23 protein-coding genes and 1 pseudogene are annotated in these 26,492 nt (G+C 46.7%); 17 read left to right on the forward strand and 7 right to left on the reverse strand.

Annotated features, from left to right (window positions below):
- Positions 1-115 precede the first annotated feature (115 nt).
- The gene (locus IQ270_RS15280; RefSeq protein ID WP_193974029.1) at positions 116-2,425 is read right to left on the reverse strand and encodes an IMS domain-containing protein; all 2,310 of its coding nucleotides are present in this window, start codon (positions 2,423-2,425) and stop codon (positions 116-118) included.
- A gap of 262 nt (positions 2,426-2,687) precedes the next feature.
- Between IQ270_RS15280 and pdhA the strand changes: the two genes are divergently transcribed.
- Positions 2,688-3,722 carry a pyruvate dehydrogenase (acetyl-transferring) E1 component subunit alpha gene (pdhA, locus tag IQ270_RS15285; protein ID WP_193974030.1) on the forward strand — a complete coding sequence of 345 codons (1,035 nt, stop codon included), beginning with the start codon at positions 2,688-2,690 and terminating at the stop codon, positions 3,720-3,722.
- Positions 3,723-4,143: 421 nt separating this feature from the next.
- Complete coding sequence (locus IQ270_RS15290) at positions 4,144-4,554, forward strand: retroviral-like aspartic protease family protein (protein ID WP_193974031.1); 411 nt, start codon at positions 4,144-4,146, stop codon at positions 4,552-4,554.
- Positions 4,555-5,216: 662 nt separating this feature from the next.
- Here the strand turns inward: IQ270_RS15290 and galT are convergent.
- From galT to IQ270_RS15305, 3 genes are all read right to left on the reverse strand, one after another.
- Positions 5,217-6,302 (reverse strand): galactose-1-phosphate uridylyltransferase, encoded by a 1,086-nt coding sequence (gene galT / locus IQ270_RS15295; protein WP_193974032.1) that lies wholly within the window; start codon positions 6,300-6,302, stop codon positions 5,217-5,219.
- Between the two features lie 96 nt (positions 6,303-6,398).
- Positions 6,399-6,755: an STAS domain-containing protein gene (locus IQ270_RS15300; protein ID WP_193974033.1), complete on the reverse strand. Its 357-nt coding sequence runs from the start codon at positions 6,753-6,755 to the stop codon at positions 6,399-6,401.
- A gap of 72 nt (positions 6,756-6,827) precedes the next feature.
- Entirely contained in the window at positions 6,828-7,340 is a 513-nt protein-coding gene (locus IQ270_RS15305; protein WP_228056396.1) for an aldo/keto reductase, read from the reverse strand.
- 116 nt (positions 7,341-7,456) lie between these two features.
- Between IQ270_RS15305 and IQ270_RS15310 the strand changes: the two genes are divergently transcribed.
- The 9 genes from IQ270_RS15310 (at position 7,457) to IQ270_RS15350 (ending at position 16,096) form a co-directional block, all read left to right on the forward strand.
- A complete protein-coding gene (locus tag IQ270_RS15310) occupies positions 7,457-7,723 on the forward strand; it encodes a hypothetical protein (protein WP_193974034.1) in 267 nt (88 codons plus the stop codon).
- Positions 7,724-7,887: 164 nt separating this feature from the next.
- Positions 7,888-8,289, forward strand: a complete 402-nt coding sequence (locus IQ270_RS15315) for a fasciclin domain-containing protein (RefSeq protein ID WP_193974035.1) — start codon at positions 7,888-7,890, stop codon at positions 8,287-8,289.
- Between the two features lie 366 nt (positions 8,290-8,655).
- Positions 8,656-9,825, forward strand: coding sequence for a GTP-binding protein (locus IQ270_RS15320; RefSeq protein ID WP_193974036.1), 1,170 nt, complete (start codon positions 8,656-8,658; stop codon positions 9,823-9,825).
- Positions 9,826-9,899: 74 nt separating this feature from the next.
- A complete protein-coding gene (gene dtd / locus IQ270_RS15325; protein ID WP_193974037.1) occupies positions 9,900-10,355 on the forward strand; it encodes a D-aminoacyl-tRNA deacylase in 456 nt (151 codons plus the stop codon).
- Positions 10,352-10,684, forward strand: a complete 333-nt coding sequence (locus IQ270_RS15330) for a hypothetical protein (protein ID WP_193974038.1) — start codon at positions 10,352-10,354, stop codon at positions 10,682-10,684. Before dtd ends, IQ270_RS15330 begins: the two co-directional genes overlap by 4 nt.
- Positions 10,685-10,900: 216 nt before the next feature.
- Positions 10,901-12,148: a HetZ-related protein gene (locus IQ270_RS15335; RefSeq protein WP_193974039.1), complete on the forward strand. Its 1,248-nt coding sequence runs from the start codon at positions 10,901-10,903 to the stop codon at positions 12,146-12,148.
- A 3-nt stretch (positions 12,149-12,151) separates the two neighbouring features.
- A complete protein-coding gene (locus IQ270_RS15340; protein WP_193974040.1) occupies positions 12,152-12,346 on the forward strand; it encodes a hypothetical protein in 195 nt (64 codons plus the stop codon).
- Between the two features lie 328 nt (positions 12,347-12,674).
- Positions 12,675-15,056: a bifunctional serine/threonine-protein kinase/ABC transporter substrate-binding protein gene (locus IQ270_RS15345; RefSeq protein WP_193974041.1), complete on the forward strand. Its 2,382-nt coding sequence runs from the start codon at positions 12,675-12,677 to the stop codon at positions 15,054-15,056.
- Between the two features lie 317 nt (positions 15,057-15,373).
- On the forward strand, positions 15,374-16,096 hold the full coding sequence (locus IQ270_RS15350; RefSeq protein ID WP_193974042.1) for a PHP domain-containing protein: 723 nt from the start codon (positions 15,374-15,376) through the stop codon (positions 16,094-16,096).
- Positions 16,097-16,241: 145 nt separating this feature from the next.
- Here IQ270_RS15350 and IQ270_RS15355 read toward each other — a convergent pair whose 3' ends face one another.
- Complete coding sequence (locus IQ270_RS15355) at positions 16,242-17,408, reverse strand: CO2 hydration protein (protein ID WP_193974043.1); 1,167 nt, start codon at positions 17,406-17,408, stop codon at positions 16,242-16,244.
- Between the two features lie 281 nt (positions 17,409-17,689).
- Entirely contained in the window at positions 17,690-19,204 is a 1,515-nt protein-coding gene (locus IQ270_RS15360; RefSeq protein ID WP_193974044.1) for an NADH-quinone oxidoreductase subunit M, read from the reverse strand.
- A 140-nt stretch (positions 19,205-19,344) separates the two neighbouring features.
- On the opposite strand from IQ270_RS15360, the gene IQ270_RS15365 reads away from it, so the two are divergent.
- Positions 19,345-19,956, forward strand: a complete 612-nt coding sequence (locus tag IQ270_RS15365) for a Uma2 family endonuclease (RefSeq protein ID WP_339384181.1) — start codon at positions 19,345-19,347, stop codon at positions 19,954-19,956.
- A gap of 134 nt (positions 19,957-20,090) precedes the next feature.
- Here IQ270_RS15365 and IQ270_RS15370 read toward each other — a convergent pair whose 3' ends face one another.
- Positions 20,091-21,965, reverse strand: a complete 1,875-nt coding sequence (locus tag IQ270_RS15370; RefSeq protein ID WP_193974046.1) for an NAD(P)H-quinone oxidoreductase subunit F — start codon at positions 21,963-21,965, stop codon at positions 20,091-20,093.
- A gap of 624 nt (positions 21,966-22,589) precedes the next feature.
- Between IQ270_RS15370 and IQ270_RS15375 the strand changes: the two genes are divergently transcribed.
- The 5 genes and pseudogenes from IQ270_RS15375 to IQ270_RS15395 form a co-directional block, all read left to right on the forward strand.
- Positions 22,590-22,901: a carbon dioxide-concentrating mechanism protein CcmK gene (locus IQ270_RS15375; protein WP_006635059.1), complete on the forward strand. Its 312-nt coding sequence runs from the start codon at positions 22,590-22,592 to the stop codon at positions 22,899-22,901.
- Positions 22,902-23,009: 108 nt separating this feature from the next.
- Positions 23,010-23,351, forward strand: a complete 342-nt coding sequence (locus tag IQ270_RS15380; protein WP_006635058.1) for a carbon dioxide-concentrating mechanism protein CcmK — start codon at positions 23,010-23,012, stop codon at positions 23,349-23,351.
- A gap of 437 nt (positions 23,352-23,788) precedes the next feature.
- Positions 23,789-24,094, forward strand: coding sequence for a EutN/CcmL family microcompartment protein (locus IQ270_RS15385; protein ID WP_193974047.1), 306 nt, complete (start codon positions 23,789-23,791; stop codon positions 24,092-24,094).
- A gap of 137 nt (positions 24,095-24,231) precedes the next feature.
- A complete protein-coding gene (locus IQ270_RS15390) occupies positions 24,232-25,887 on the forward strand; it encodes a ribulose bisphosphate carboxylase small subunit (protein ID WP_193974048.1) in 1,656 nt (551 codons plus the stop codon).
- 387 nt (positions 25,888-26,274) lie between these two features.
- Positions 26,275-26,492, forward strand: a pseudogene (locus tag IQ270_RS15395) (carbon dioxide concentrating mechanism protein); the annotation flags it as partial.

The raw sequence follows: 26,492 nt of genomic DNA on the forward strand, positions 1-26,492 counted from the left end.
CCCCAATTCCCAATTCCCAATTCCCAATTCCCAATTCCCAATTCCCAATTCCCAATCCCCAATTCCCAATTCCCAATTCCCTACTCCCTACTCCCAATTCCCAATTCCCAATTCCCTACTTCATCACTTGCCAATCCATAATCCGCCACTGTCCCTCTTGCCGGATCAAATCATAGCGCACGCGCAGGTTTTCATTGCGCGAAGAAACAAGCTGATCGCGATCGAACACTTCAGCTTTTTCGGCTACTTGGGCTTCTACTTGCGCGCGATCGGGATTTGTCGGATTTGTCGTAACTCCTTTAACTTCCAGCTTGTGTACGTAACGCTGGTAAGCGTTGTTTTTCTGTTGAGCATCTGCCATCAATTGCCAGCGAGACAAAGCCGGTTCTGTCAGAACTTGCTTTAATTCTTCAACAGCGTGGTTGGGGCCCAAAGCCGCAGCTTTCGCCGACAGCCAGCTTTGAATTATTTGTCCTGCTGCTTGCTCAGTTACTGGTCCAGACACAGCAGCGCTTGGCTCAGGGGCCACCGAAGCTGCCGGGATTTCCACAGGGGGTGCTTCCAGGCTGACAGAGGCTTGTTCTCCTCGCAGAGACGGGCCCGAAATGGCTTGCAGGGCACTCGCCAACAGACTCAGTATTAACCATAGGAGTAACAAACTCAGGACACCTGCGACTATCAACAAAGCCAGCCTGTTTGGAGGCATGGACTTGACTTGCGCCGAAACTTGTGTAGCTTTGGTTCGCCAAAGAGTGCCAAGTTCGCCTGCTAGCCCCTGACCTGTCCCTTTGCCCCGCCCGCTTGAACTTGGGCGCCTGCGGTTAGTGGAAGTCGGCGGTGTCGGGCGTGCCGCCGTTGCTGTCGGGAGAGAGACCGCAGCAGCCACTCCGATTCCTGCCGCTGCTGGCTGGTATTTCGGGCTGGAGGCTGGCGTAGATCCGTCGGTCGGTACGGGGGTCAAGGTGACGGCACTGGCTCCCTGCTTAGCAGCAGGGGGCTGCGGAGGTGCGGGCGGGCGATCGCCCGTCGGTTGCAGCCGTCCTTGGGGTTTGCCCGATCGGGGCTGCACGACCACCCATTCGTTAGCATTTTCTGCGTCCGAGGGCAAAGCTTCCAAGTAAGCTTGGACTTTCGGGTCTGCAAAATAATCTTTCAACGAAACCGACTCCGAAGCCAAGTCGCGGAAGTGGGGAAACACTTCTTCTTGCAGCCAGTGTTCGGCGTACAAGCACAGCCCGGGCAACAAATCGGGAGAATCTTGGGAATGTTCGCGAATAAAAACCAGGGGTTCTTTTTCCGAACTGAGTTCGAGAGCTCTGCTGGCTTCTTCTGTTTGACCCAGCAGCAACGAACACACCGCTTTTTCTAGGTGAACGTCTTGGCGGCGGCCGAGCTGCAGCAGCATCAGCTTGGCGCGGCGGATCATCGCAGGTGCTCTGGTGGCAAATCCTTGGGCTAACAGCGTGTAAACCGACAGGTAAGTAGCGACTGCCGAGGGGCGACCGGCTTCGGCTTCAAATAGGGTCTGCTGCTCACTGCTGGTTAGGTGTTTCCGCAGTTGCTGGACAAAGCGGAGGAAGTCTTCTATGCCCAAACCCGATCGGTCGTCTCCCGAACCGTCGATCCCGCCCCGTTCTTCGAGCATTTCTCGCAGGATTTCCAGTCCCTGGCGGCGCTCGGCAGCTTTTTCTTCCGGGAGAGACAGTAATTCTAAAATGTTGTACGGACGGAGTTTGTATATATCGGCTTGCATTTCACCCCTCACGCTTGGAAATAGGCTTTCGCGCAGCAGCAATTCTTGACCTGCTTCTAATGATTTGGCGGCATTTTGGTATTGACCTTGCTGCCACTGTTCGCGACCGAGTTCGAGACAGGCAAGACTTACTGTTAAAACTAAATCTGGCCGCACGAGCTGGGGTTCGCCGAAGCGACCTTCGTCGATCGCGATGCTGCCATTGTTGAGATACGGGCGACCCAGTTTCTGTACGAGTTCGTATTCCCCCAGTTCTTGCAGTACGAGCAGAGCTCCTACGAATTGGTTGTCATCGATTTCAATACTTGGAGTGTGGGGATCGGGAGCAGCGTCTAATGCCTTAGACTCTGCAGGAACGATTTCTCCTGCCTCTTGCAAAACTGTGGTCTGCCCAGCTGAGGTTTTCAACCTCTGCTTGGCGGAGATTGCAGCTTCCGACTCTCGATCGTATGTTTTGGCTAAAAAACTGGCATCGTAAGCTTTGCGCCCGTCTGAGTCTGACAGAACGGCGCAGGCTTCATCGAGCAGTTGTTTGCGGGCGACGACCGCAACTTCGGAATACTCCCGGCGCGGAAGCTGTAAAGTTCGATCGCGGTGAGCCTGCTGCAACTGTTCGGCAGTAGCTTGAATCGGTAGACCCAAAATCCTGTAGTAATCTAGTGGAATTAACACTACGTCCACTTCCCCAAAGCGCTAGCAACTGAATTAGCCTATCTTAGCTAAGGTTGGTTTGTAACAAAAGCATTAGTGACAACTTGAGGACGGTTGCTGCCGGAGTCGGTTGAACAAGTCCCAGCATTTTGCCCCCTGTTTACCTGATTTTAACAACTGGTGAACTGCACCGCAGAAAATCTTCGATCGTTTTCTGGTGCGCTTGTGTCCTCTGTTGGTTTAAATTTAGATGTTTACCAAGCCGATCGGGTATTAATTTTTTATGGTTCAGGAACGGACTTTACCAGCTTTTGACGCGCAAAGCACAACTATTTCTCGGGATGAAGGCTTGATGCTTTACGAGGATATGGTTTTGGGGCGCTTTTTTGAAGACAAGTGCGCTGAGATGTACTACCGGGGCAAAATGTTTGGTTTTGTCCATTTGTACAACGGCCAGGAAGCGGTGTCTACTGGTGTAATTCGATCTATGCGTCGGGATGACACCGATTACGTCAGCAGCACCTACCGCGATCACGTTCACGCTTTGAGCGCTGGCGTACCCGCGCGGGAGGTGATGGCAGAATTGTTCGGGAAGGAAACTGGTTGCTCGAAAGGCCGCGGCGGTTCGATGCATATGTTTTCTGCCGAACACCGATTGTTGGGAGGTTATGCTTTTGTGGCTGAAGGGATTCCTGTAGCTACGGGGGCGGCTTTTCAATCGAAGTATCGGCGCGAAGCTTTGGGCGATGAAAGTTCCGATGGCGTGACTGCTTGTTTTTTTGGGGACGGTGCTGCAAATAACGGACAGTTTTTTGAATGTTTGAATATGGCTGCTTTATGGAAGTTGCCGATTCTTTATGTTGTAGAAAACAACAAATGGGCGATCGGCATGGCCCACGAGCGAGCTACTTCTGACCCCTTGATTTACAAGAAAGCTCATGCTTTTGGCATGGCTGGAGTCGAGGTTGACGGGATGGATGTTTTGGCCGTGCGGGAAGTGGCAAAGGAAGCTATCGCCCGAGCGCGGGCTGGCGAGGGGCCGACAGTGATCGAGGCTTTGACTTATCGCTTTCGGGGTCATTCTTTGGCCGATCCTGATGAGTTGCGCTCTAAGGAAGAGAAGGAGTATTGGTTCCCCCGCGATCCGATTAAGAAGTTGGCTGCTGATTTGATCGATCGAACTTTGGCAACTGCTGAAGAATTAAAAGACATCGAGAACAAGATTCAAGCAGTAATTGACGATGCGGTAGATTTTGCCGAAAAGAGTCCCGAACCCGATCCGAGTGAATTGTATCGCTACATCTATGCTGAAGATTAGTAGTTAGTTCGCGATCGCACAAACTCTACTTGTAGGGCGCGATCGGCGCACCTTACAAGTAGAGTCTTAGACGCACGAGCCCTCAGAAACCAAACCGGGTTTTTTGCCCGTTTTAAGGGCTGTAATACCAATTTTTTATGAAGCTGCATAGAATTCGATCCCCCCGGCGCCCCCCTTCTTAAGGGGGGGACAAGAGTCCAATCAAAGTCCCCCTTCTTAAGGGGGATGCGAGGGGGAGCGGAATATGTGCAACTTCACATTAAATTGGTATAACGCCTATTCTGAGCAAAAAACTGTTTTTTTGATTTTGATACCTCAGTTTTTTACTACAGATTCCAGCTAGAATCAAAGGTAAACTTTCTAGACCAAAAGAGGCGATACGATAAATCTCGATCGCGATCGAATTCAAATCAATAAAAATATGGGTGCAGTTCGAGTCAAAGTCAAGCTAACGAATGCAATTGATCAAGAGTTAGTGAGTCGAGGATTGCTAAATCCAAATCTGTTGCGCGTGTATGAAGCCGAAGCACTGATAGATAGTGGCGCAGTCAGAACTGCGTTACCTGCGGATGTAGTAGAGCAGCTCGGTTTAAGAATTCGGAGTCAGGAAATAGCAAAATATGCTGATGGCAGACAAGAAACAGTAGGATTGACTGAACTTGTGATCATTGAAATAGAAGGGCGCGAAACGATTGAGGCGGCAATGGTTTTAGACGATATGGTGCTAATCGGTCAAACTGTGTTAGAAACATTAGATTTGCTGGTAGATTGCAAGAATCAGCGTCTAGTTCCCAATCCCGAAAATCCAGAAATACCTGTATTGAGAGTTTAAAAAACAAGATGCCGATGTATAACCACAATCGGTTTATAGTAAAAAAATCAGTTTTTTATGACAGTTTGGAGCTTAATAAAACTTGCATTCCTTACTACAAATGAGTGTTAATGCACAAGATTAAATTCACAAAGATCGATCGGCTATATTTCCAGCGGTACCCGGTGCAACCTTCCCACTACTTCTACACTCGGCTTTTTCTCAAAGTTTGTAGTGAGGACTTCAGTCCTCTGTCAAAGTTTGTGGTGAGGACTTCAGTCCTCTCCAAAGTTTGTAGTGAGGACTGAAGTCCTCTCCAAAGGAAGGACTAAGGAATGGAAATTATACCATTTAGAAAAAAGCTTGCTGCCATAGAATAGTTGAGTTTGTTTCGTCAACCCAATGTGTAAGGTGCGTCGCACGAGATATCTGGCGTGAAATGCTCTGAATTGTTCTGGTGCGACGCACCCTACAACTCTCAAAGTTTGTAGTGAGGACTTCAGTCTTCTCCAAAGGAAGGACTAAGAAATGGAAATTAAATAATGCGACTAATTGAGCAATGCCCCTTACCGTAGATAAAGGCTTCTGGAACTTAATTTTTTAAGTTATTAAATTTTCCTTCCTAAAGTCCTTACTACCTCTCTAAAGGAAGGACTTGCATTCCTTACTACAAACCAATTTTATTAACATAAATTTACAGCTACTGCTTGCAATTCTTTAGCTTTTTCTTCGGGTAGTGCATCGCTGACAAACATTCCGGCGGCTAGTTCGGTTCCTGCTAGATATTTTAGCCGATCGCCCGATCGGTAGGGCGGATAAAATTCAGCGTGCAAATGCGCCTCTGGATGAGGTTTTCCGTCGGCGGGCGCTTGAAACCAAGCCATCAAATAAGGAAACGGGCGGTGCCACAAACCGTCATATTTGAGAGTGACTGTTTTGAGAGCTTTAGCGAGAGATTGGCGCTGTTTTTCGGTAAGATCGATGAATGTAGCAGCAGGGGCGATCGGGGCAATCCAAACTTCGTAAGGGTAGCGGGCGCAAGCGGGGACAAAGGCGATCGCCTCTGCGTCTAAATAAATAATTCGCTGTTTGTCAGCAATCTCTTTTTGAATCAAATCTTGCAGCAAACCCGAATAGTTTTTTTGATAGTAAACCGACTCACATTCTAACATCCGCGCCGGCACCGGAGGCACAAAAGGATAACCATAAATTTGACCGTGGGGATGGTGCAAAGTCACTCCGACTTCGACCCCGCGATTTTCAAAAGGCAAGATGTATTGAATTTCAGAATTGCTGCCAATAACTGAAGTGCGATCTGCCCACACTTCTAACAGCAATTCCAAGTGAGATAACTCTAAACAACCGAGGGAAGCCAGCGGATCTTGAGTAAAAACAACAACTTCGCAAACGCCGTTAGCTGGCAAAGTTTCCACAATATTTGCAGGTGCATTTTTGGTCTGCAAAGTCATCGAGGGAAAACGGTTCTCAAACACTGCTACATCGTATTTGCCAGGGGGCAACTCTGTCGGAAATTTAGGATTAATTGTAGCAGCCAGCGGGTTGTATTCCGGCGGCGGCATGAAAGTTCTTCCCTGACGGTGGCTGGCATAGGCAACCCATTCCCCCCGCAAAGGATGCCAGCGAAAATGCGGGTTTGCCTCTACAGGTTTATTGCTGGGACTTACGGCTTCTATACCTTCGGGAATTGGGTAGCGGCTGTACAGTTTCAGCGGGCGACCGTCGGGTTTTTGCAATGTTTGGAAGTACATTTGGGTTAGGGTGGGCGATCGCTTTTAATAGATATTAGGAGTAGAAAATGCAGGGATTGTCGATCGGTTCAGAGCGTATACATACTCCCCTCTCCTCTAGCGGGCAACGCTTTGCAAACCTGCTAAAGGCTCAGTCATGTCACTTTTGAGGTCAACTTCTTCCGCAGGCGGAAAGCACTGAAATATTTGTTCTAGTCCCGTTAATTCAAATAGTATTCTCACTTGTTCGCTCATGGCAGATATCAAAAGTATACAAGCGCTGTCTCTGACTAATTTCACGATCGCCACTACAGCCATTAACTCAGAATTTTTCAAAAAACTGATTTTTGAGAAATCCAGCATAATAATTTTGCCCCCGCTTTCAATTAAGCGTTCTATTTCTTTCTGCAACTTATTAAATTGAGATTTTTCCAAAACCTCATGAGACAAAACAATTTTAACTATCGAGCTCATTTTCACCTCAACTCTTGTTTGAACTGTTAAATAACTTTTGATACAAACCTAGTAGAGTGCTGCCGGCGCACCTTAGATTTTTACCCGTAACTCGCAGGTACTTGCTAGCAGAGCTGGTGTATCGGAAATGCCGATATAAAGAACTTTGCCGGCGCGCACCAAATCGTCAAAGGCGCGCATTACTTCTTCGACTGGCGTGGTAAAGTCCCAAGCGTGCAGCCACAGCCAATCTATGTATTCAATTTGCAGTCGCTTCAAACTTGCTTCTACTGCTTGAACCATGTTTTTGCAGTGGTTGCTGAAACCATTGATTTCGCCATTTTTCATGTTGAGGCTATACTTAGTTTCAACTACCCATTTTTCGCGATCGACTGCGATAAAATCGCCGACATATTTTTCGCTAGTACCGTTAGTGTAGAGATTCGGCGTATCAATGAAATTACTACCTGCTTCTGCAAATGCGTCGAACATTTTGTGGCTTTCTTCGTAGGAACCGCCCCAACCCCATTCTTCACCAAAAGTCATAGTTACGAGGCAGATTTCGGAAACGCGGAGTCCGCTGTTACCTAGTAGTTTGTATCTCATGTGGGCGTTTTTTTAGTTAATTGCTGTTAACAGTTTAGATCGGGATTTGCCGTAATGTTGCCATAAGTTTGGGGTGGCTGGCTTTGGCGGTGCGTTAGGGCTGTGCTGGATGTTGAATGTTTTGTCAAGTTAGTCAAAATGCCGATCGGGAGCATCTTAGTTTTGCTTTTGTAGTGCTGTCCCCGCCTGCTAAATATATAACCCGCCGGATCTACGGGAGTTCGCGAGAACACAAAAAAGTGCTTTTGACAATGCTGGAGATGCTCACGTCAGTCAAAAGGTCGATCGCCCCTGCATTCTACTTTCAACACGGCGCTAGGGCGAGCCTTTTACCTAATGTATTTAGAATTACATTAATTCTTAAAAATACAGTAATTTACTAAAAATATGATCTACCTTTAGATAGGTATTTTGGGAAAATAGTTAAATAAAAAAAAAGCTATATTAATCATAAGAAAATCTGATTGAGAGCAAGAAAAAATTAAGTAGCTAAATTAACTTTTTAGGGTTATATTGATTTATGGAATACAAAACCTAGGTGACTCACTTGGCTGATATCGTTGATACCGCCGTTTCGGCAGGCTCTTTTACAACTCTAGTTGCAGCAGTCAAAGCTGCTGGTTTAGTAGATACTCTCAAAGGCGCTGGGCCCTTCACAGTTTTCGCTCCTACAGACGAAGCTTTTGCTAAGCTTCCCGAAGGTACTGTAGAATCACTGCTTAAGGACATTCCTAAGCTCAAAAAAATCTTGACTTATCATGTCGTTTCTGGCAAAGTTATGGCCGCTGATGTGGTCAAACTGAAATCTGCAAAGACAGTTGAAGGCTCAGAAGTTAAAATTGATGCTTCTAATGGCGTCAAAATCAATGATTCTACCGTTACTACACCCGATGTTGCTGCTGACAATGGTGTCATCCACATCATCGATTCAGTCTTGCTTCCTGCGTAAGCACAGATTTAGATAGCGCGATATTATCTTGAGGGCGGTGGCTATTTTTAGCCACCGCCCTGTTTTAGTTGAAATTTAAATATGTTACGCAGATTGACAATTAAAACTATTGTAGAGCAGGGGGAATGGATCGATCGCACTGGCGAAAGTCTGCCCCAATTTTTTCGCGGCTGGATGTACCCGAAAAACAAGTGACAAGCCAACAAGTGCCGTTGCATTCTGGAGTTGATTGGGGGTTCACGGGTAGGTGCAGTGCCGCGGCACCCAAAAATTCTGCCAGAAACCGGGTTGATGAGGGCTTGTCCTAAATAAGATACAATAAGAAACACAAAGAAAGTGCGATCGACATTATTTGATAGTTAAGCTATGCAATCTACAACTCAGTCCGAGACAGAATCGGCGATGGACGCGCCCAAACACGGCTTACCCGTTACCATCATTACAGGATTTCTTGGCAGCGGCAAAACAACCCTGCTCAACCACATCCTGAGCAACCAGCAAGGTTTGAAAACAGCAGTTTTGGTCAATGAATTTGGCGAAATCGGCATCGACAACGAACTGATTGTCACCACCGACGACAACATGGTTGAACTCAACAACGGCTGCATCTGCTGCACAATTAATGAAGATTTGGTAAATGCAGTTTACAAAGTTTTAGAACGTCAAGAAAACCTCGATTATTTAGTAGTAGAAACAACCGGACTAGCAGACCCCCTACCAGTTGCTCTAACTTTTTTAAGCACAGAACTGCGCGATCTAACCCGTCTCGATTCGATAGTGACAGTAGTAGACGCAGCTAACTACAGCCTAGATTTATTCAACTCTGAAGCAGCTTACAGTCAAATAGCTTACGGCGATCTAATTATCCTCAACAAAACAGATTTGGTTGAAGAAGCAGATTTAGATTTGTTGGAAGTTAAGATTCGCGATGTCAAAGAAGGTGCTCGAATTTTGCGAACGGTAAAATCGCAAGTTCCCCTACCGCTAGTCCTCAGTGTCGGGTTGTTTGAATCGGACAAATATTTCCAATCTGAGGAAAGTCCTAGCAGTCACGAACATCACGAACATCACGACCACAGCCATCACGACCATCACGACCACAGCCATCACGACCATCACGACCACAGCCATCACGACCATCACGACCACAGCCATCACGACCATCACGACCATCACGACCATCACGACCATCACGACCACTCCGGGCATTTAGAAAATGACGGATTTACTTCAATTTCTTTCCAGAGCGACAAGCCGTTTTCTCTGAGAAAATTTCAGTATTTCTTAGACAATCAACTGCCAACAAACGTGTTTCGCGCGAAAGGGATTATGTGGTTTGAAGAAAGTCCCAAACGGCACATTTTCCATTTGAGCGGCAAGCGATTTTCGATGGACGACGACGAGTGGAAAGGCGATCGTAAAAACCAGCTTGTTCTGATCGGTCAGGGTTTGGATACCGAGACTTTGCGATCGCAAATCGAAAACTGTCTCTGTATGCCTGCACCCAATCGCGGGAAAGGTTTTGGGAAAAACTAACAGTAAAATATTACTGGTTCCCAGGCTCTTAGCCGGGGAACCAGTAATTTCCCATTGCCAATTACCGATTTACAATGCGAGTCATCATTCAGCGAGTCAAATCGTCTCAAGTCCAAATTAACGGTGAAATTGTCGGCAAAATTGGCCGCGGACTTAACTTGCTTGTAGCTATTGCAGAAACCGACACCGAAGCAGAACTCGACTGGATGGCTCGCAAATGCCTGGAATTGCGTTTGTTTCCCGACTCGGCCAGCGAGGGCGGCCGCTGGGACAAGTCCGTACAAGACATCGGCGGCGAGTTGCTGGTGGTCAGTCAGTTTACGCTGTACGGGGACTGTCGCAAAGGTCGGCGACCTTCCTTTGACCGATCGGCAGCTCCTGAACGAGCCGAAATTTTTTATGATAAATTTGTCGAGAAGTTGTGCCAGAGTGGCTTAAAAGTCGAAACAGGCGTGTTTGGAGCTCAGATGCAAGTCTTGATAGAGAATGACGGGCCAGTGACTTTGGTATTGGAGAGAGAATCCGGGTGAATAGGTTTGACAGGCCTCTCTATACTTCTCTTCCTTCGCGTCCTTTGCGTCTTCGCGGTTCGTTCCAAAAAATCCCTTGCGCCTTTTTCAAACAAATTTGCAGATTAACCGGGTTTCCCAACTGCTGTGGCGTAGCTTCTGGAGATAGTGCAGTTCGCTACACTCTGCCTACTCTCGATTCCAGAATCTCGATCGCCCAAAACCGCCTCAAACGACCAGTTAGTAAATTGTCTACTCAGCGGCCCTGGAGTACCGTCTGTTCGAGGTGCGATCGCCCTACCGGAAATACAGCTCAGAATGCTTGTATAACAAGGCTTTCAGGGCAATAAAACCAATCTCCCACAGCCACCGCTTAGAATCAGATTCAGCAACCAAAAATTGTTGCATGAGAGAGTGGAACACTGACATAACTCCAATCATCTCTACTTCCCTATATTCAATGTATAGAGAGTTGAATCAGCACAGCAAGCGAAAACGCCAGCAACTGACGCCTCGCTCTCTGACAAATGTCCTCGCACGCTGTGCGCTACCACAAGATAAACGCTATGACTGTCCAAACTGCCACCAACACCGTCAACACCGTCAACTGCAACACCGCTTCGGATCTCAACTTCATTCCGGCCGCCTCGGGCGAACAAACCGCCGAAATCCATACTGCTCCCAGCATCAATGTTCTGGCTTTGGCTGAATTTGCCCTCCAAGAATTGGAAGCCGAAATGAAAAATCCCAGCCGCAGCGCTCGAGCGGTGGCGATGCGGATTGCTAAGGAAGTCGAACGGATTTGCCAAAAAAGCGATCGCATCCAAGTTTCCGGCGAAGTTGAAGCTTGGCAAATCACCTTGGCCGAACACCGGTTGCAAAAAACTCTGCAATTCTACCGCCAAGGCTCCAAGCAAGGCCGCGTCGAACTCCACTCTCACCTGGCGGCGATGATTTACCGCCATGTCGCTTCTTTTCGATCGAACTTGAACTTCCAAGCTCGCTACAACATGATTGAAGACTTTTTGCAAGGCTTCTACATTGAATCTCTGCGAGCTTTCCGCCGCGAACACCAAGTGGATGTTACCTACCAGCCCCGCACGCAGCTAGAATTGGCTGAGTACATGGCTTTTACCGAACAGTACGCCAAGCGCCAAATCGGCTTACCCGGCCGCAACCGCCAACGCCTGATCGTGCTTCGGGCTCAAGGATTTGCTAAGGGCCAACCTCCCGAAACTGCGATCGACATTGAAATGGCTGTAGAGTCGGGCAAGGGAGAAGATGCGGAAATCTACAGCCGCTCTCCGGCGCTGCAACAAGTGCGCGAACAAATGGTTTCGGAAACTGTCGATCCGGCTGATGCTGTGTTGCGCGATCGAGTTGTCGCGGAATTGATTGCTTATCTGGAAGAGCAAAATCAGCCAGAATGTGTGGACTACCTAACTTTGAAACTGCAAGACCTTTCTGCTTCGGAGATCGATCGAGCGCTCGGTTTGTCTTCCCGCCAGCGCGACTACTTGCAACAGCGGTTTAAGTACCACGTCGAAAAATTTGCCCGCACTCAAAATTGGAAACTCGTCCACGAATGGCTGGGTGCTGATGTCGATCAAAAACTGGGCATGACTTCCGACAAATGGGAAGAATTTCGCGCAGGGCTGTCACTCCAAATGCAGCAACTGTTAGAAATGAAGCGCAATCAAGAAAGCGACAAGGCGATCGCCACCGCGCTCAAATGCACTCCCAAACAAGTCCAAAAACGCTGGGCGCAACTGTTGGATCTGGCAAGCCAGACTCGCAACAGCAGCCAAGGCTAACGGGTGATCCAATATGAACGCAACTGTTTTCTTGAGGTCACGAAAGGCGATCGGGTGCGGCGCAATTCTCAAAATGCCCGCCCCGGCCTCCCCTGTCAAATCTCCCACTGGGGATGCTGGATTATGAAAGCTTTTGAGCTAATTAAATATATTAAAACAGCACTAATTTTTGTTAATATTTATGATTCCCAGGAATAACCTGGGAATTTGTTTTTGGAGTAGGAACAGGCTGTCCGGCCTGTTCCACAAGAAAATTTAATTTTTATTTGTTTTTGGAGTAGGAACAGGCTGTCCGGCCTGTTCCACAAGAAAATTTAATTTTTATTTGTTTTGAGAGTAGGAACGGGCTGTCCGGCCTGTTCCACAAGAAAATTTAATTTTTGTGGAACGGGCCGGAGAGCCCGTTCTTGAGAATGGTGCAGCAGATGATTTTAAACCGCCGATTCCCATAAATAACGTAGTGAACCCAGATTTGGTATTATAATCAACATCAACGATCGCACCTCCACAAGGAACTAGAAAATTTATGTGTCTCAATCCCGGAGAGATACTGGCCGGACGCTACAAAATCATCGATCGATTAGGACAGGGAGGCTTTGCCATAACCTACAAAGCTAATGCTATAGACAAACCCAGAAATCCCCTGTACGTTGTCAAGGAAATTCCTTTTCCTGAATCCGAAAATCCGCGAGTATTGAAGCAAGCCAGAAACCGATTTCAAAGGGAAGCTAATGCTTTGCAAACTCTGGGCAAAGATTCGCGCATTCCAGAATTGTTCGCGAGCTTTGAGGACAATGACAATTTTTACTTAGTTCAAGAATACATTGAAGGAACTCCCCTAAGTCAAGAGATCCCTCAAGGCAAACAGTGGAGACTAGAAGATGTAATCACCTTATTACGGGAAATATTAGCAATTTTAATTTGTGTTCACCAAGCAAGTATTATTCACCGCGATCTTACACCTTCTAACTTAATTCGGCGTAAAAAAGATCATAAACTTGTCCTGATTGATTTTGGGGCTGTCAAAGAAATTAGCACTTTGACTTCTAACTCTACAGGTGAAATATTGACATCGCAGGCGATCGGCACAAATGGTTATATGCCTGCCGAACAATACAATCCCCGGTCAAAACCCCGACCGTACAATGATATTTATCCAGTAGGAATAATCGCGATTCAAGCCCTCACCGGGCGGCGTCCCACCAATCTGCCACAAGACCCCGATACTTGCGAATATATCTGGGATTATTTAACATCTGAAGCAGTTAGCGACGATCTCAAAAATATTTTAAACAAAATGGTGCGTTTCGACTTTCAGCAGCGCTACCAATCTGCTGCTGAGGTGTTGCAAGCCTTGGATTCGCTGCAATTCCCGCAGTTGAAACGCAGGTTAAATCGATCGCACTTTCGCCCGATGCTATTCGGAGTTGGAGGATTGGCCGCTGTATTGGCGATCGTACTTTTGATTCCCAGATTCGGGCAGCAACAAACCCTGCCTGCACCCCCCCCAGATGGTGTAAGTTCTGGCGAAAAACTCCTAGTGCAAACTTCCGCCCTTTGGTCAAAACAAAGGGGAATTAATGAGTTTGCCGAACCAAATTATCCCGAAGCTTTAAAATTGCTAAAACAGTCCTGGCGGGAAGACCGCAGAGATCCAGAAACTTTAATTTACATCAACAATGCTCTGCTGAAGGCAATAAATGCAGAATATTACACGATTGCAATTGTTGTGCCAATCCGCAGAAATCAAGACGGCAGCATCCTCAACGCCAACTTAGCAGAAGAACTGCTGCGAGGCATTGCTCAAGCTCAAACCGAAGTTAATTTAGGTATTCTCCCTGCAAATGACAGCAATAAAGACTTTCCCGGTCAAGGCTTTCTCGAACCAAAAGATATTAAAGGAAAAGGTCTCAAAGTCATCATTGCTGATGACGGAAATATCAAATCCTACGCTGTTCAAAGGGCTAAGTATCTAGTCGCTCAGCCCGATATTCTAGCAGTCATCGGACACTACACCAGCGACATGACCGTAGAAACAGTAGATATTTACAATCGAAATCAACTCGTCGCCATTTCTCCGGGAAGCACAACAGAAGAACTGACGCGCAAACCTCGAAAATATTTCTTTCGGACTGCTCCGACAACTAGCATCGAAGCTGAAGCTTTGGTAAATCAACTATTGAAAGTAGGGCAAAAACGAGCGGCAGTTTTTTACAATCCCAACAGTCCGTTCAGCGCTTCTTTGTGGGAAGAATTTAAACAACAATTTGAAGCCCGAGGAGGTACAAGTTTTAGGATCGGTAATTATTACGACTTATCTAAAAATAACTTTAACGCCGAAGCTGCAATCGAAGAAGTTGAGAAAACCCCAAAAACAGCTTTACTTCTAATTCCCGACGGTCAAGTCACTAATTCCCTGGAAAATGCGATCGAAATGATTAAAGCTAACGGCGATCGCAATTGGATTGTCGCCCCCTGGACGCTGTACGAACCGAGAACGCTAGAATTAGCAAAACAGCTAAAGTCTGTAGAAAAACTCGGCGTATCTGTGTTTTGGCATCCGTTAATCAGTTTTGACAAAAAATTTCCGGTCAACGCTGAAAAATTGTGGGGAGGCCCGGTCAACACTCGCTCTGCCTTGACCTACGATGCCACCAAGACGCTGATTAAAGCCCTAGAAATGCAGCCGGAACCCAGCCGCGAAGGAATGCAACAAACCTTAGCAGCTCCCAACTTTAAAGCCGAGGGAGCTACGGGTATAATTGAGTTTGACTCCAAGACTGGAAATCGGAAAAACCCTCCTAAACGAGTGGCGCATATTGTTCCGTGTGCTAGAGAACAATTTGGCCTTACTTTTGTGCCGATCGAATTTCCCACAGCCGCAGCGGCAGGTTTAAAGTGTGATTGAATTAATATTTTGTGTCATTGTCAACAAACCCATAAGTGCGGGTTTTACCAACCATAATTACCTCAAATTAATAATCTCATAAACCTGTCCCCATCTCAGGGTAAAATCCTTGATTGACCATCTGGGAAGATGCGGGATTGAATTAATATCTTGTGTCATTCTCAACAAATCTATAAGGGGGGGTTTACCAACCATAATTGCCTCAAATCGATCGTCTCATAAACCCGCGGCCACCTATGGCGATCGCCACAGGTGCAAGATATCCATTTATTAGATATATTATTAAACAAAGCTAGTTTTTTTTTATAATAACGCTTATGACTGTCAATCTCGCTCCCTCTAACGCTTCTAGCATCAAACCAGAAGCCCAAAACGTTTTGGCGCTCAAACAAGTCTTGCAGACAATAAATGCCGATAGCTGTCCGGGTTTCTATAACTTTCACATCCACACAGTTAACTCCGACGGGCGATCGCAGTCAGAGAATGTGATGGAACAAGCAATAGCCATCGGCCTCAAAGGCTTAGCTATCACCGACCACCACAGCACCAAAGGCTACGCTCAAGCTCAAATCTGGCTGGATAATTGGAAATTAAACCATCGCGACAAAATTAGCGCTGCACCAACTCTCTGGACAGGGGCTGAAATTAATGCTGAATTGCTCAACAACGACGTACACATTCTCGCTTACGCCTTCGATCCGCAACATCCGAGTCTCACACCTTACTTGCGAGGGGATCAAGGTACGATCGGCCACGCTTGTTATTCCGCAGCCAGGGTAATTGAAGCTATTCAGGAGGCTGGAGGTTTAGCAGTTCTAGCACATCCTTGCCGGTATCGATCGACCGCCGATAAACTCATCCCAGAAGCAGCCCGTTTCGGCATTGACGGCGTAGAAACTTACTATGCTTACAATAATCCCAATCCTTGGAAACCGAGTCCCAAACAAACTGCTTTAGTCAAGGATTTAGCAGAAACTTACGGTTTGCTGGGAACTTGTGGAACCGACTCTCACGGCCTGAATTTTTTAGTCCGAATCTAGATAGTTGGGGAATTGGGAATTGGCAATTGGGGATTGGGAATTGGGGATTGTTAGCTGTTGACTGTTGACGGTTAACCGTTAACCGTTAACCGTTAACTAATGACTGATGACTAATGACTAATGACTGATGACTAATGACTAATGACTACCGTTCTGGGAACAACTGACAAGCCCTGTTAGTTGGCTGATTTACCCAATCCAAGCGAGAATTGCTAAATCGATCCATCCAACCTTCCAAATAAGTTCGATTAGCCTTTCTTTCCTCTGGATTTGATGTATTCATGGGATGAGGCGCTAAACCCAAAATAGTCGCTGTCGTCACGCAAAACATCGACTTTTGAAAACTCTGACAAATTTGCACCCGCACATCGTCTTCGCCTCGACAACTGGTGCGATAAACTTCTTGCAAATACTCCGGCAAAAAATGTCGCATATCTTGCATCAATTGAGTAGGCGGAATTCCCGCGCCTCCAATCGGTAAAGGATCGGCAAACAAAGCCCCGTAGCCAAAATCTGCTTGTTTGTCGGGGATTTGGTGTGCTTGAGCGTTGTATGAAACGGTACCAAAAAAAGCCGTACCGCGAAAGAAAACTGCCTCTACATAGGGAATCGCTACATCTGCTAAAAACGTCAAGTTAGCGGCCGCTGGAATGATATCGTAGACTTGAGTGCCAATTTTGACGCTGTAGGTAATTGGTAGACTGGCTGCGGATACTAAACCAGCTTTGATAAAATCAACTACGTCAGAAATAGACTTTGTTTCCCCTCGATCGTAAGAATCAGACAAATCAATAAACAAATCGCTCATTACCCGCCAAAACTGACCGAGGCCGGTGTAGTAAGCCAGCATCCGCACTTGTTCCGGCAAAAAATCAGGAAATGCTTTGTGGAGTCCCTGCATCAAGAAATTGCCTTTCAATTTAGTGGCGATCGCCTTTTGTGTCAAACTACTAAATTCCGGCGAATCCAAATAACTATCCAAACCGCCACCACCGTGCCAAAGCATTGTTCTCATGCAATATTCGGCGTACTCAAAATTTATGCGATCGTGCCACAGATAGCGGATTAATTTCGGCAGTGTCACCTCTCCATTGAAATATTTAAAAAAAGGAAAAAGCACTAAGAATTGTTCTTCAGCGATGTAGTTCAGATTGCGAGAATAGGCATCTAGAACTATACCATAACTCTTGAGAACGCCAATAACTTCTACTAGGTTTTCCTCGGACTCAGGCAGTAGAGCTTTGCCTGATTCCAAGATATCAATGTATGCTGATAGAGGATGAGCAGATGGTTTTAATACGGTACTTGTCATTTGATTTGAACCTTTATTGAAGGAAAGCACGACACGGATTTTGACACTGATACATCAATTATCGAGGGTTGGTCAGAAATTAGAAATAGGTTGGTAGTAAGGAGTTTAGTTTTTTTTGATGCTGCCGTTAATATCTAGCATTTCTCAGGTTTCAATACAGTCGTCTGCTGTATTTCATCCGATTGAAAAATGCTATAAAAATTGCATTTCTCAATACGAACCTCTTGACTCAAAGCTTTCACTAGAAAACTAAATTCCTGACTACAAACTTAGAGAAGATGTTATTCCAAGTTGTGAGCGATCGTTTTAACTTGGGCGGGTACAGCCGATACAATTGCGATCGCAGTTTTCTCGCTCAAGCCAACTAAAACCCCAGGCTGCACTCCCATGATAGCGATAATTATTGCTAAAACCAGCGAAGGAATGCGATCGCGCCAACGGACTTGCGGCAAATTCACCACCAAATCGGAAAGGCGACCGAAAAAGGCGCGGTTAACCATAATTAAAAAGTAAACTGAAGTCAAACCAGTGCCGATCATGCAGAGCAAAGTTTGCACGGGAAACACTGGCAAACTGCCCCGAAAAATCAAGAATTCAGCAATAAATCCCGCCAACCCCGGAATACCGGCACTAGCCATCACGCCGAGGATCATTAAGCTGCCAATCATCGGTAAACCGCGATCGGGATTGAACAAACCTTTGAGCACGTCGATGTTGCGGCTGCCGGATTTTTTGTAAACAATACCGACACTCAAAAATAGCAGCCCCGAAATTAAACCGTGGCTAACCATTTGCAAAACAGTTCCCAACAGACTAATCGGAGTGGCTGCGGCGCTAGCTAACAAAATGTAGCCCATGTGAGCGATCGAACTGTAAGCTACAATTTTTTTCATATCTTTTTGGGCGATCGCGCAACTCGCCCCGTAAAGCACGCTAACCACCGCCCAACTCGCCAACCAAGGCGCAGCCACCGCCCACGCATCCGGGAACAAACCCAAACCAAAGCGCAACATCCCGTAAGTTCCCAACTTCAAAAGCACCCCCGCCAACAACACCGAAACCGGCGTCGAAGCTTCTACGTGAGCATCCGGCAGCCAAGTATGAAAAGGCACTAAAGGCATCTTAATTCCAAAAGCCAGCAACACCCCAGCCAGTAAAATAATTTGCCTCACCAAAGGTAAAGGCAATCCACCTTGCAAATGCGATCCACCCGCTGCACCAACCAGATCGAAACTAGAAGCACCGCTGAGCCAAACCATCCCTAAGAAAGAAGCCAGCAGCACAATCCCCGAAAATGCAGTATAGATTAAAAACTTAGTAGCAGCATAACCCCGGCGCTCGCCTCCCCAAATCGCAATCAACAAGTAAAGCGGAATCAATTCTATCTCAAAAAACAGGAAAAATAGCAGCAAATTTTGAGATAAAAAAGCCCCCGTTACGCCCCCTGTAATTAACAGCATCAAAGAATAATAAAGTCGAGGTCTGCGGATAAACTCATCCGTAGCGTAAATAGCTACCCCTGTCAGCAGAGTATTTAAAATTACCAAAGGCAGAGACAAACCATCAACGCCGAGATTGTAATTCAATCCCAAAGCATCGATCCAAGGAATAAATTCCGAAAACTGCAACTGACTCGTACCGGCATCAAACTGAAATGCCAAAATCACCGACAGAATAAAAGTTACACTCGCAATAGCGAGAGAGGTATTGCGAACTATTTTAGAACTCACCGCACCGGGCCAGAACCCAATCAGAGCGGCCGCCAACATTGGTATCCAGATTAAAGCACTGAGCATCAATTAAAACTTCCCTTGTTACGCAGCTTTTAGAACTATATTTAACAGTAACGCAAACTAACTGCATAAAGAAACGATCGACTGATTTTTTTTGTTAACATAGCTTCAGATGTATTTGGAACTGTCCGATGACCTCCAGTATTACAAAAAGCCTCACAGACCGGGAAGATTTACAAATTCGATCGGCAATTCCTTCCACCAGCCTCACAGTTGCCGACTTGGAACAACTGCAAGGTATACTCTCGGAAGCACAGCTAGACTACCAATTAGAACTGGTAGACGGGAAGATGATCATTATGGGCCCATCAGACATTGTATCGAGCGAAATTGGGGCAGAGTTAGTCAGACTTTTACTAAACTGGGTAAAACCCCGCAAACTCGGACCAGTGTTTGAGTCCAGCGGCGGGTTTATTCTCCCCAATTCAAATCTTACAGCACCCGATGTTTCGTTTGTGACAGCCGATCGCCTCAAACAAAGTAAACGGTATTTTGCCGAACTCGTTCCCGACTTAGTTGTAGAAATCAAATCTCAGTCCGATCGCCTCAAACCCCTCCGAGAAAAAATTCTCTCATTCATCGAACTCGGAGCAAAAGTAGGAATATTAATCGACCCAGACGATCGCACAGTAACAATTTACACTCCGACAGCCGAGCCAGTTGTGTTGAGAGACGGCGACATGATTTCTCTTCCCGAACTTTTGCCCGGTTGGGAAGTTGCGGTGACAGAATTGTGGCCGATAGAATTTGAGTAAAACTAGAGAAAAAAGCAGACAAACCCCAAATAAAACATCCGCGTTCATCCGCTGATATCTCAGGTTAAAAATTCAATAAAACTAGAGCGAAAGCAGACAAACCCAGAATAAATTCATCTGCCCTCCCCTGCGGTTTAAAACTGCCAAATAATCAGCGCCAGCAACCCAGCAACCCCCCCCGCAATAGTCAACACATAAAACTGCGACTGACCGGTGCCGCTGTACTTCAACCCTTCACCGCTGAAAATTGTGGCAAAACCAAACAAATTCACCGCCCCGTCTACCACGTACTTGTCAGTCCAAGCGCTGATTTTAGCAATAGAAGCCACGGCCAAAACCACAGTCAAGCGGTAAACTCGATCGATATAAAAGTCGTAAGCAAACAAATCCTGCACCGCCGGCATCGGCAGCCGCACCGGTCGAGGTAAAACCCCGTACCAATAAATCGCCACCCCAACCGCAACGCCTATCAACCCAGATAACATTAACAGCGGAACTTCCAGAGTCTTCAACAGCAAATTTAAAGTATCAAAATCCCCAGTTTCCGCCCAAGGCCCAGTCCAACTAATTAACAGTTGCCACTGCTGCAACATCCAAGGCACCATCAGCGCGAATACTGTCAAAATTACCATCGGCAAAGCCATCGGCCAACCAACTTCGGGAGCTCTGCGAGTTTTCGGCTGCGGTTTTCCCACAAACACTAAACCGAATATGCGGGTTAAATTTAGCGCTGTTAAACCGTTAACCAAAAGCAATACAACTACCAACCACAACGGCACCGTCCAAAAACCGTTGAGCCAGCGCCGCATCGCCCAAAAGTTGCCCATCGGCAGCAGCGCTACCATCCCCGCAGCGCCTACTAAATAAGCCGCAGTCGTGGCGGGCATCTTTGACCACAACCCACCCATTTCTGTTAAATCTTGAGTGTTGGTTGTCAGAATCACTGACCCTACGCTCATGAATAATAGTCCTTTGGCGATCGAGTGCGCGAACAGCAGCAGCAAAGCAATGTCAACTTGATTGAGCCCCACGGCGATAAACACTAAACCCAAGGAAGCGCTGGTAGAATGCGATAATGCTCTTTTGATGTCGATTTGGGCGATCGCCACCAAGGAAGCGCCAATCGCCGTCACCGCACCCAAAACCACCAACACCGCACCCGTCACGGGCGAAAGCGCCAAAACAGGCTGAAGTTTAATCAAAACATAAGCCCCACCACCCACAACTACCGTATTCCGCATAATCGAAGCCGGGTTGGGCCCTTCCATCGCCTCGTCAAGCCACAAATGGAAAGGAAATTGAGCGCACTTGGCTGTAGGTGCGGCGATTAAAGCCAACCCTAAAAGAGTCGCTACCACAGGAGACAAGGTTGCAGTTTCCGCCCATGTTTCTAAATCGGAAAAATTCAAACTTCCCGCTAAAGTTGAAAGTGTCACTACTCCCATCAGCAGCGGTACGTCTCCTACACGCTTTGTTAAAAACGCATCTCTAGCCGCCGTTACTACCAGCGGTTGAGCGTACCAAAACCCTACTAGCAAATAAGTTGAAAGCGTCAGCATTTCCAGCAAAGCGTAAGTTAGCAGCAGCGAGTCGCTAATGGCAATGCCGCTAATTGCTGCTTCAAAAAAACCGAGGAGCCCAAAAAATCGAGCTAGCGCCCAGTCTTTTTCCATGTAGCCGAGAGCGTAAATTTGTGCTAGCAAACTCAGAACTGTCACTAACTCCATTGCTCCGACGCTGATGGTGGAGATTTCTATGGCAAAAGACAAATCTAAATCTGCTGCTTGCACCCAGTGTACGAGCAACTGTTGGGGCGGTCGGTCCCACGTTGCTCTAAAAATCACCGATCCGTGGATGAAAGCCAATACAGTCATCAGCAAATTGAAGTAAGCTGCGGGTCTGGGCCCTGTTGTGCGAACGGTTCCCGTAGACCACGGCAAAGTTAAAATTGCCCCAATTAAGCCATATAAAGGAACCCACCAACAGGCTTGGAGGAGAAATTCAGTCATTTAATTTATTCCTTAAACTTCAAATTACTGGCTGCTTCGATCCAAAAGCAGTTCCAGGCGATCGCCCGACACCCTAAAACTTTGACTAAACTCGATCGTATAGTTGTGGCAAAATAATTTTCACCTAAAATTAACTATACATTGAAACCATCAAAAATGATAATTATCTGAATACAAATTTACTGTTTTTTCAGAATCGGCAATCAAACAAAAAAAGCCCGCAGATTTCCTATACCGCCTTTTGTGCCTGTTTGCTCGCGATCCCTCTTTTGAAATCCCCAACTTTCCCAACTTTCATCAGCCCTGCTTTTACGTACCGAACTCTACTTTACAAGTATTTCTACTCACTCGACTCTCCGATCGCCACCCACATCTACTCCTCTCAATATTAAGATTATTAAATAAATATTAAATTATTTTAAGTAACATCAAAATTTTTAATTTTTGTTATTAAACATTATGATGTTAGTTTATATTGTCAAGGTGGACAGCTTCCCCTATTCTATAAGGATAGGAAGCTTTACACTGCATTCCTAAATAATGTGGTACTTCCCGTCCAAATTTTGAGATTTATCAAAGATTTGTAACGGTAATTCCGCTAAGCCTTAAATTGGAGATTCAAAAATGTCAATTGCCGTGGGAATGATTGAGACAAAAGGTTTTCCCGCTGTTGTGGAAGCTGCCGATGCTATGGTTAAAGCTGCTCGCGTTACCCTCGTGGGCTATGAAAAAATCGGCAGCGCCCGCGTCACCGTAATTGTGCGCGGCAACGTGTCGGAAGTCCAAGCCTCAGTCGCAGCCGGAGTCGAATCCGTCAAGCGGGTGAACGGCGGAGAAGTTGTCTCTACCCACATCATCGCTCGCCCCCACGAAAACCTAGAATACGTTCTGCCGATTCGTTATACAGAAGCTGTAGAACAGTTCCGAGGCTACTAAGTTCCACGCGCACAGAAATTTCGTTTGACCAAAAGTTGGACGAAAATCAGCGCGAACGTCAAAAATTAACAGTTTAGTTCCCCAAATATTCAATCAGGAGTAAAACCAATGGCAATTGCAGTTGGCATGATCGAAACCCTAGGCTTCCCCGCAGTTGTGGAAGCTGCTGACGCGATGGTCAAAGCAGCCCGCGTCACCTTGGTAGGGTACGAAAAAATCGGTAGCGCTCGCGTTACAGTCATTGTAAGAGGAGATGTCTCGGAAGTGCAAGCTTCCGTAGCCGCTGGAGTAGAGTCGGTGAAGCGCGTTAACGGCGGACAAGTGATGTCCACCCACATTATCGCCCGCCCTCACGAAAACTTGGAGTACGTGCTGCCGATTCGCTACACCGAAGCTGTAGAACAGTTCCGCGAAGGCGTGAGCGGAATTCGCCCCCTCAACAGATCTTAAGACGGGCGATCGATCGGCTGTTAGGAGCGTTTGGTAATTAAAAATTAAAAATTAAAAATTAAAAAGCGCAAAGTTTTTGATTTAGCATTTTTAATTTTTAATTGATGCGGGCATGGGATATTGGTTGTTAGCAATCTGTCATGCGATTTTAGATTTTAGATTTTAGATTTTAGATTTTAGAATTGACTCCACAGATGCAATCTGGGAGCTTTAATTCTAGTCTAAATTTTTGGAATCGACTCTCACTATCGTCTAGAAATTGTATTCATTTTTTAGCCGGTGGCGAGTCATCAGTCATCAGCGCTCGGTCATTAGTTATTAGAAAAAAAATTCTAAAATGAAGACAGGGGACTGAGTAAAGCTAATAAAAGCATGACAAGTGACAGTGTAAAAATGACAGTTACCAATTACCAATTACCAATTACCAATTACCTAAAATGCAAATGGCCAAAGTTCTCGGCACAGTTGTCAGTACCCAAAAAGAGCCGACGCTGAGAGGATCGAAATTTCTACTGCTGCAATTCATCAATGAAGAAGGTTCGCCAGTTCCCGGATATGAGGTAGCCGCTGACTGTGTGGGCGCCGGTATCGATGAATGGGTTTTAGTGACCAGAGGCAGCGCAGCCCGGATCGCGCCCGGAAGCGAAAACCGTCCGCTCGATGCTCTGGTAGTAGGAATTATAGATACTGTCAATGTAGAAAACCGCCTCATTTACAGTAAAAAAGACGACCCGTACCGCTAGTTGACAGGAAAGCAGTTGACAGTTGGCAGGAAAGCAGTTGACAGTGAACAACTAACAACTAACAACTAACAACTAACAACTAACAACTAACAACTAACAACTAACAAAAAAAAATTCAGTTTAGGAGAACTTAATTTATGGCATCCCGCCGCATTGCGGCTCCCCCGACGCCTTGGTCGAAAAACTTGGCTGAGCCCAAAATTCACGAAACCGCCTACGTACATTCCTTTTCTAACATTATTGGGGATGTGCATATCGGCTCGAATGTGATGATTGCCCCCGGGACATCTATCCGCGCTGATGAAGGCACTCCATTTTATATCGGAGCAAGTAGCAACATTCAAGACGGAGTAGTGATTCACGGCCTAGAACAAGGCAGAGTCAAAGGAGACGACGACAACTCCTATTCAGTGTGGGTGGGTAAGAATACTTCCCTGACGCACATGGCTTTAATTCACGGCCCGGCCTACGTGGGCGACGATTGCTTTATCGGCTTTCGCTCTACGGTGTTCAATGCCAGAGTGGGCAGCGGCTGCATTGTCATGATGCACGTATTGATTCAAGATGTGGAGATTCCCCCCGGTAAGTACATACCTTCGGGAGCCGTCATCACTAATCAGCAGCAAGCTGATCGCTTGCCAGACGTTCTAGATTCAGATGTAAAATTCGCGACCCACGTCATCGGCATCAATGATGCTCTGAGAACCGGTTATCGCTGCGCTGACAACATTGCCTGTCTAGCACCAATTCGCAACGAGCAAGCTAAAAACCCAAATATCACTCAAATGAATTATTCTACCCACACCGGCACACAATTAAGTTCCTCTCTAGCCGATAGCATCCGCAATTTACTAGCCCAAGGATACAGCGTGGGAGCCGAACACGCCGACGCGCGACACTTCCGTACAGGTTCTTGGCGCACTTGCGGCCCGATTTCCTCAACCCGCGACTCAGAAGTCATGGCGGCTTTGTCAGCTTGCATGGCTCAGCATCAAGGAGAATACGTCCGCTTGATCGGGATTGACACCAAAGCTAAGCGCCGCGTATTAGAAGAAATCGTCCAAAGACCGGGAGACAACGGCTCTAACGGTTCTAACGGAACTCAAACTTACAAATCTAACGGTAAAGTTGCACAAGCAGCTTCTCACTACAATCCCAGTTATGTGTCCAGCGGCAAATTGAGTGCCGAAACAGTGGCGACTGTTCGCGGCTTGCTAGCTCAAGGTTACAAGGTGGGGACGGAACACGCTGACGCGCGCCGCTTCCGTACCAGTTCTTGGCAAAGCGGGGCTTCGCTGCAAACTAGAAACGAATCTGAGGCGATCGCCGCTTTAGAATCTGTGATGAACCAGTACCCAGGCGAATACGTGCGTTTGATCGGGATCGATCCGAAAGCTAAGCGCCGCCTGGTTGAAGAAATTATTCAGCGTCCCGACGGCCCGGTGGGTCAATCGGCTAAGCCGACTGGAACGTCGGAATACAAACCACGGGGATTCAAACAAGCTTACACGGGTGCGGTGGCGAGCAGCGGCATTTTGACTGGCAAGACGATCGAGCAAATCCGCAACCTGCTCTCCCAAGGCTACAAAATTGGCACGGAACACGCCGACCCGCGCCGTTTCCGCACCGGTTCTTGGAGTAGTTGCGCGCCGATCGCCTCCAACCGCGAATCCGAAGTAATTTCTGCTCTCGAAAGCTGTCTGGAACAACACAGCGGCGAGTATGTCCGCTTGCTCGGTATCGACTCCAAAGCCAAGCGCCGCGTACTAGAAGAAATTATCCAGCGCCCTTAATTTGTCTGGTAATTAGTTTGTTTCTCCCGTTAAGTGCTCGCGTTGGGCTGATGGGAGAACAAACCCTGTAATTCAAGTTTGGTTTGAGAGAGTTAGATAGCTCGATTGAGTTTTTTTGGGCAAAATTTAAGATTTTCTCAAACTTTATAGAAAATCTTAAAGCCGGAACAAAACTTAGGCAAAAAAGTTTTGATGCGTTAGTTACATCGGTAAGGTACGCAAGGCTCAGCCTGCGTAATTTAGTCTGGATTCAGTCTCGATCGAGGTTTTCACTATTAGTAAATTCTCGTTGATTGGATGGATGCAGTTAAATTTTATTTTGTCAATAAAACCCATAAATTAAAGTGCTTTTATCTAAAAAAATAGCTCATTTCAGGGAAAAGTTGAATGTATTTATCGCCACTGCAATTAAGTAGCAACTTTCAGATTTTGATGAGTGGCGATGTAGTTGTGAATGAAAGTGCGGCGATCGCCCCAGGAGTCATCCTGCAAGCAGATCCGGGCAGTCGGATCTCGATCGCCGCCGGTGCGTGTATCGGTATGGGAGCTATTCTTCACGCCCGTGAAGGCGATCTGGACATCGGGGCGGGCGCGATTCTGGGTAC

Source organism: Microcoleus sp. LEGE 07076, assembly GCF_015207455.1.
Taxonomy (GTDB): domain Bacteria; phylum Cyanobacteriota; class Cyanobacteriia; order Cyanobacteriales; family Microcoleaceae; genus Microcoleus.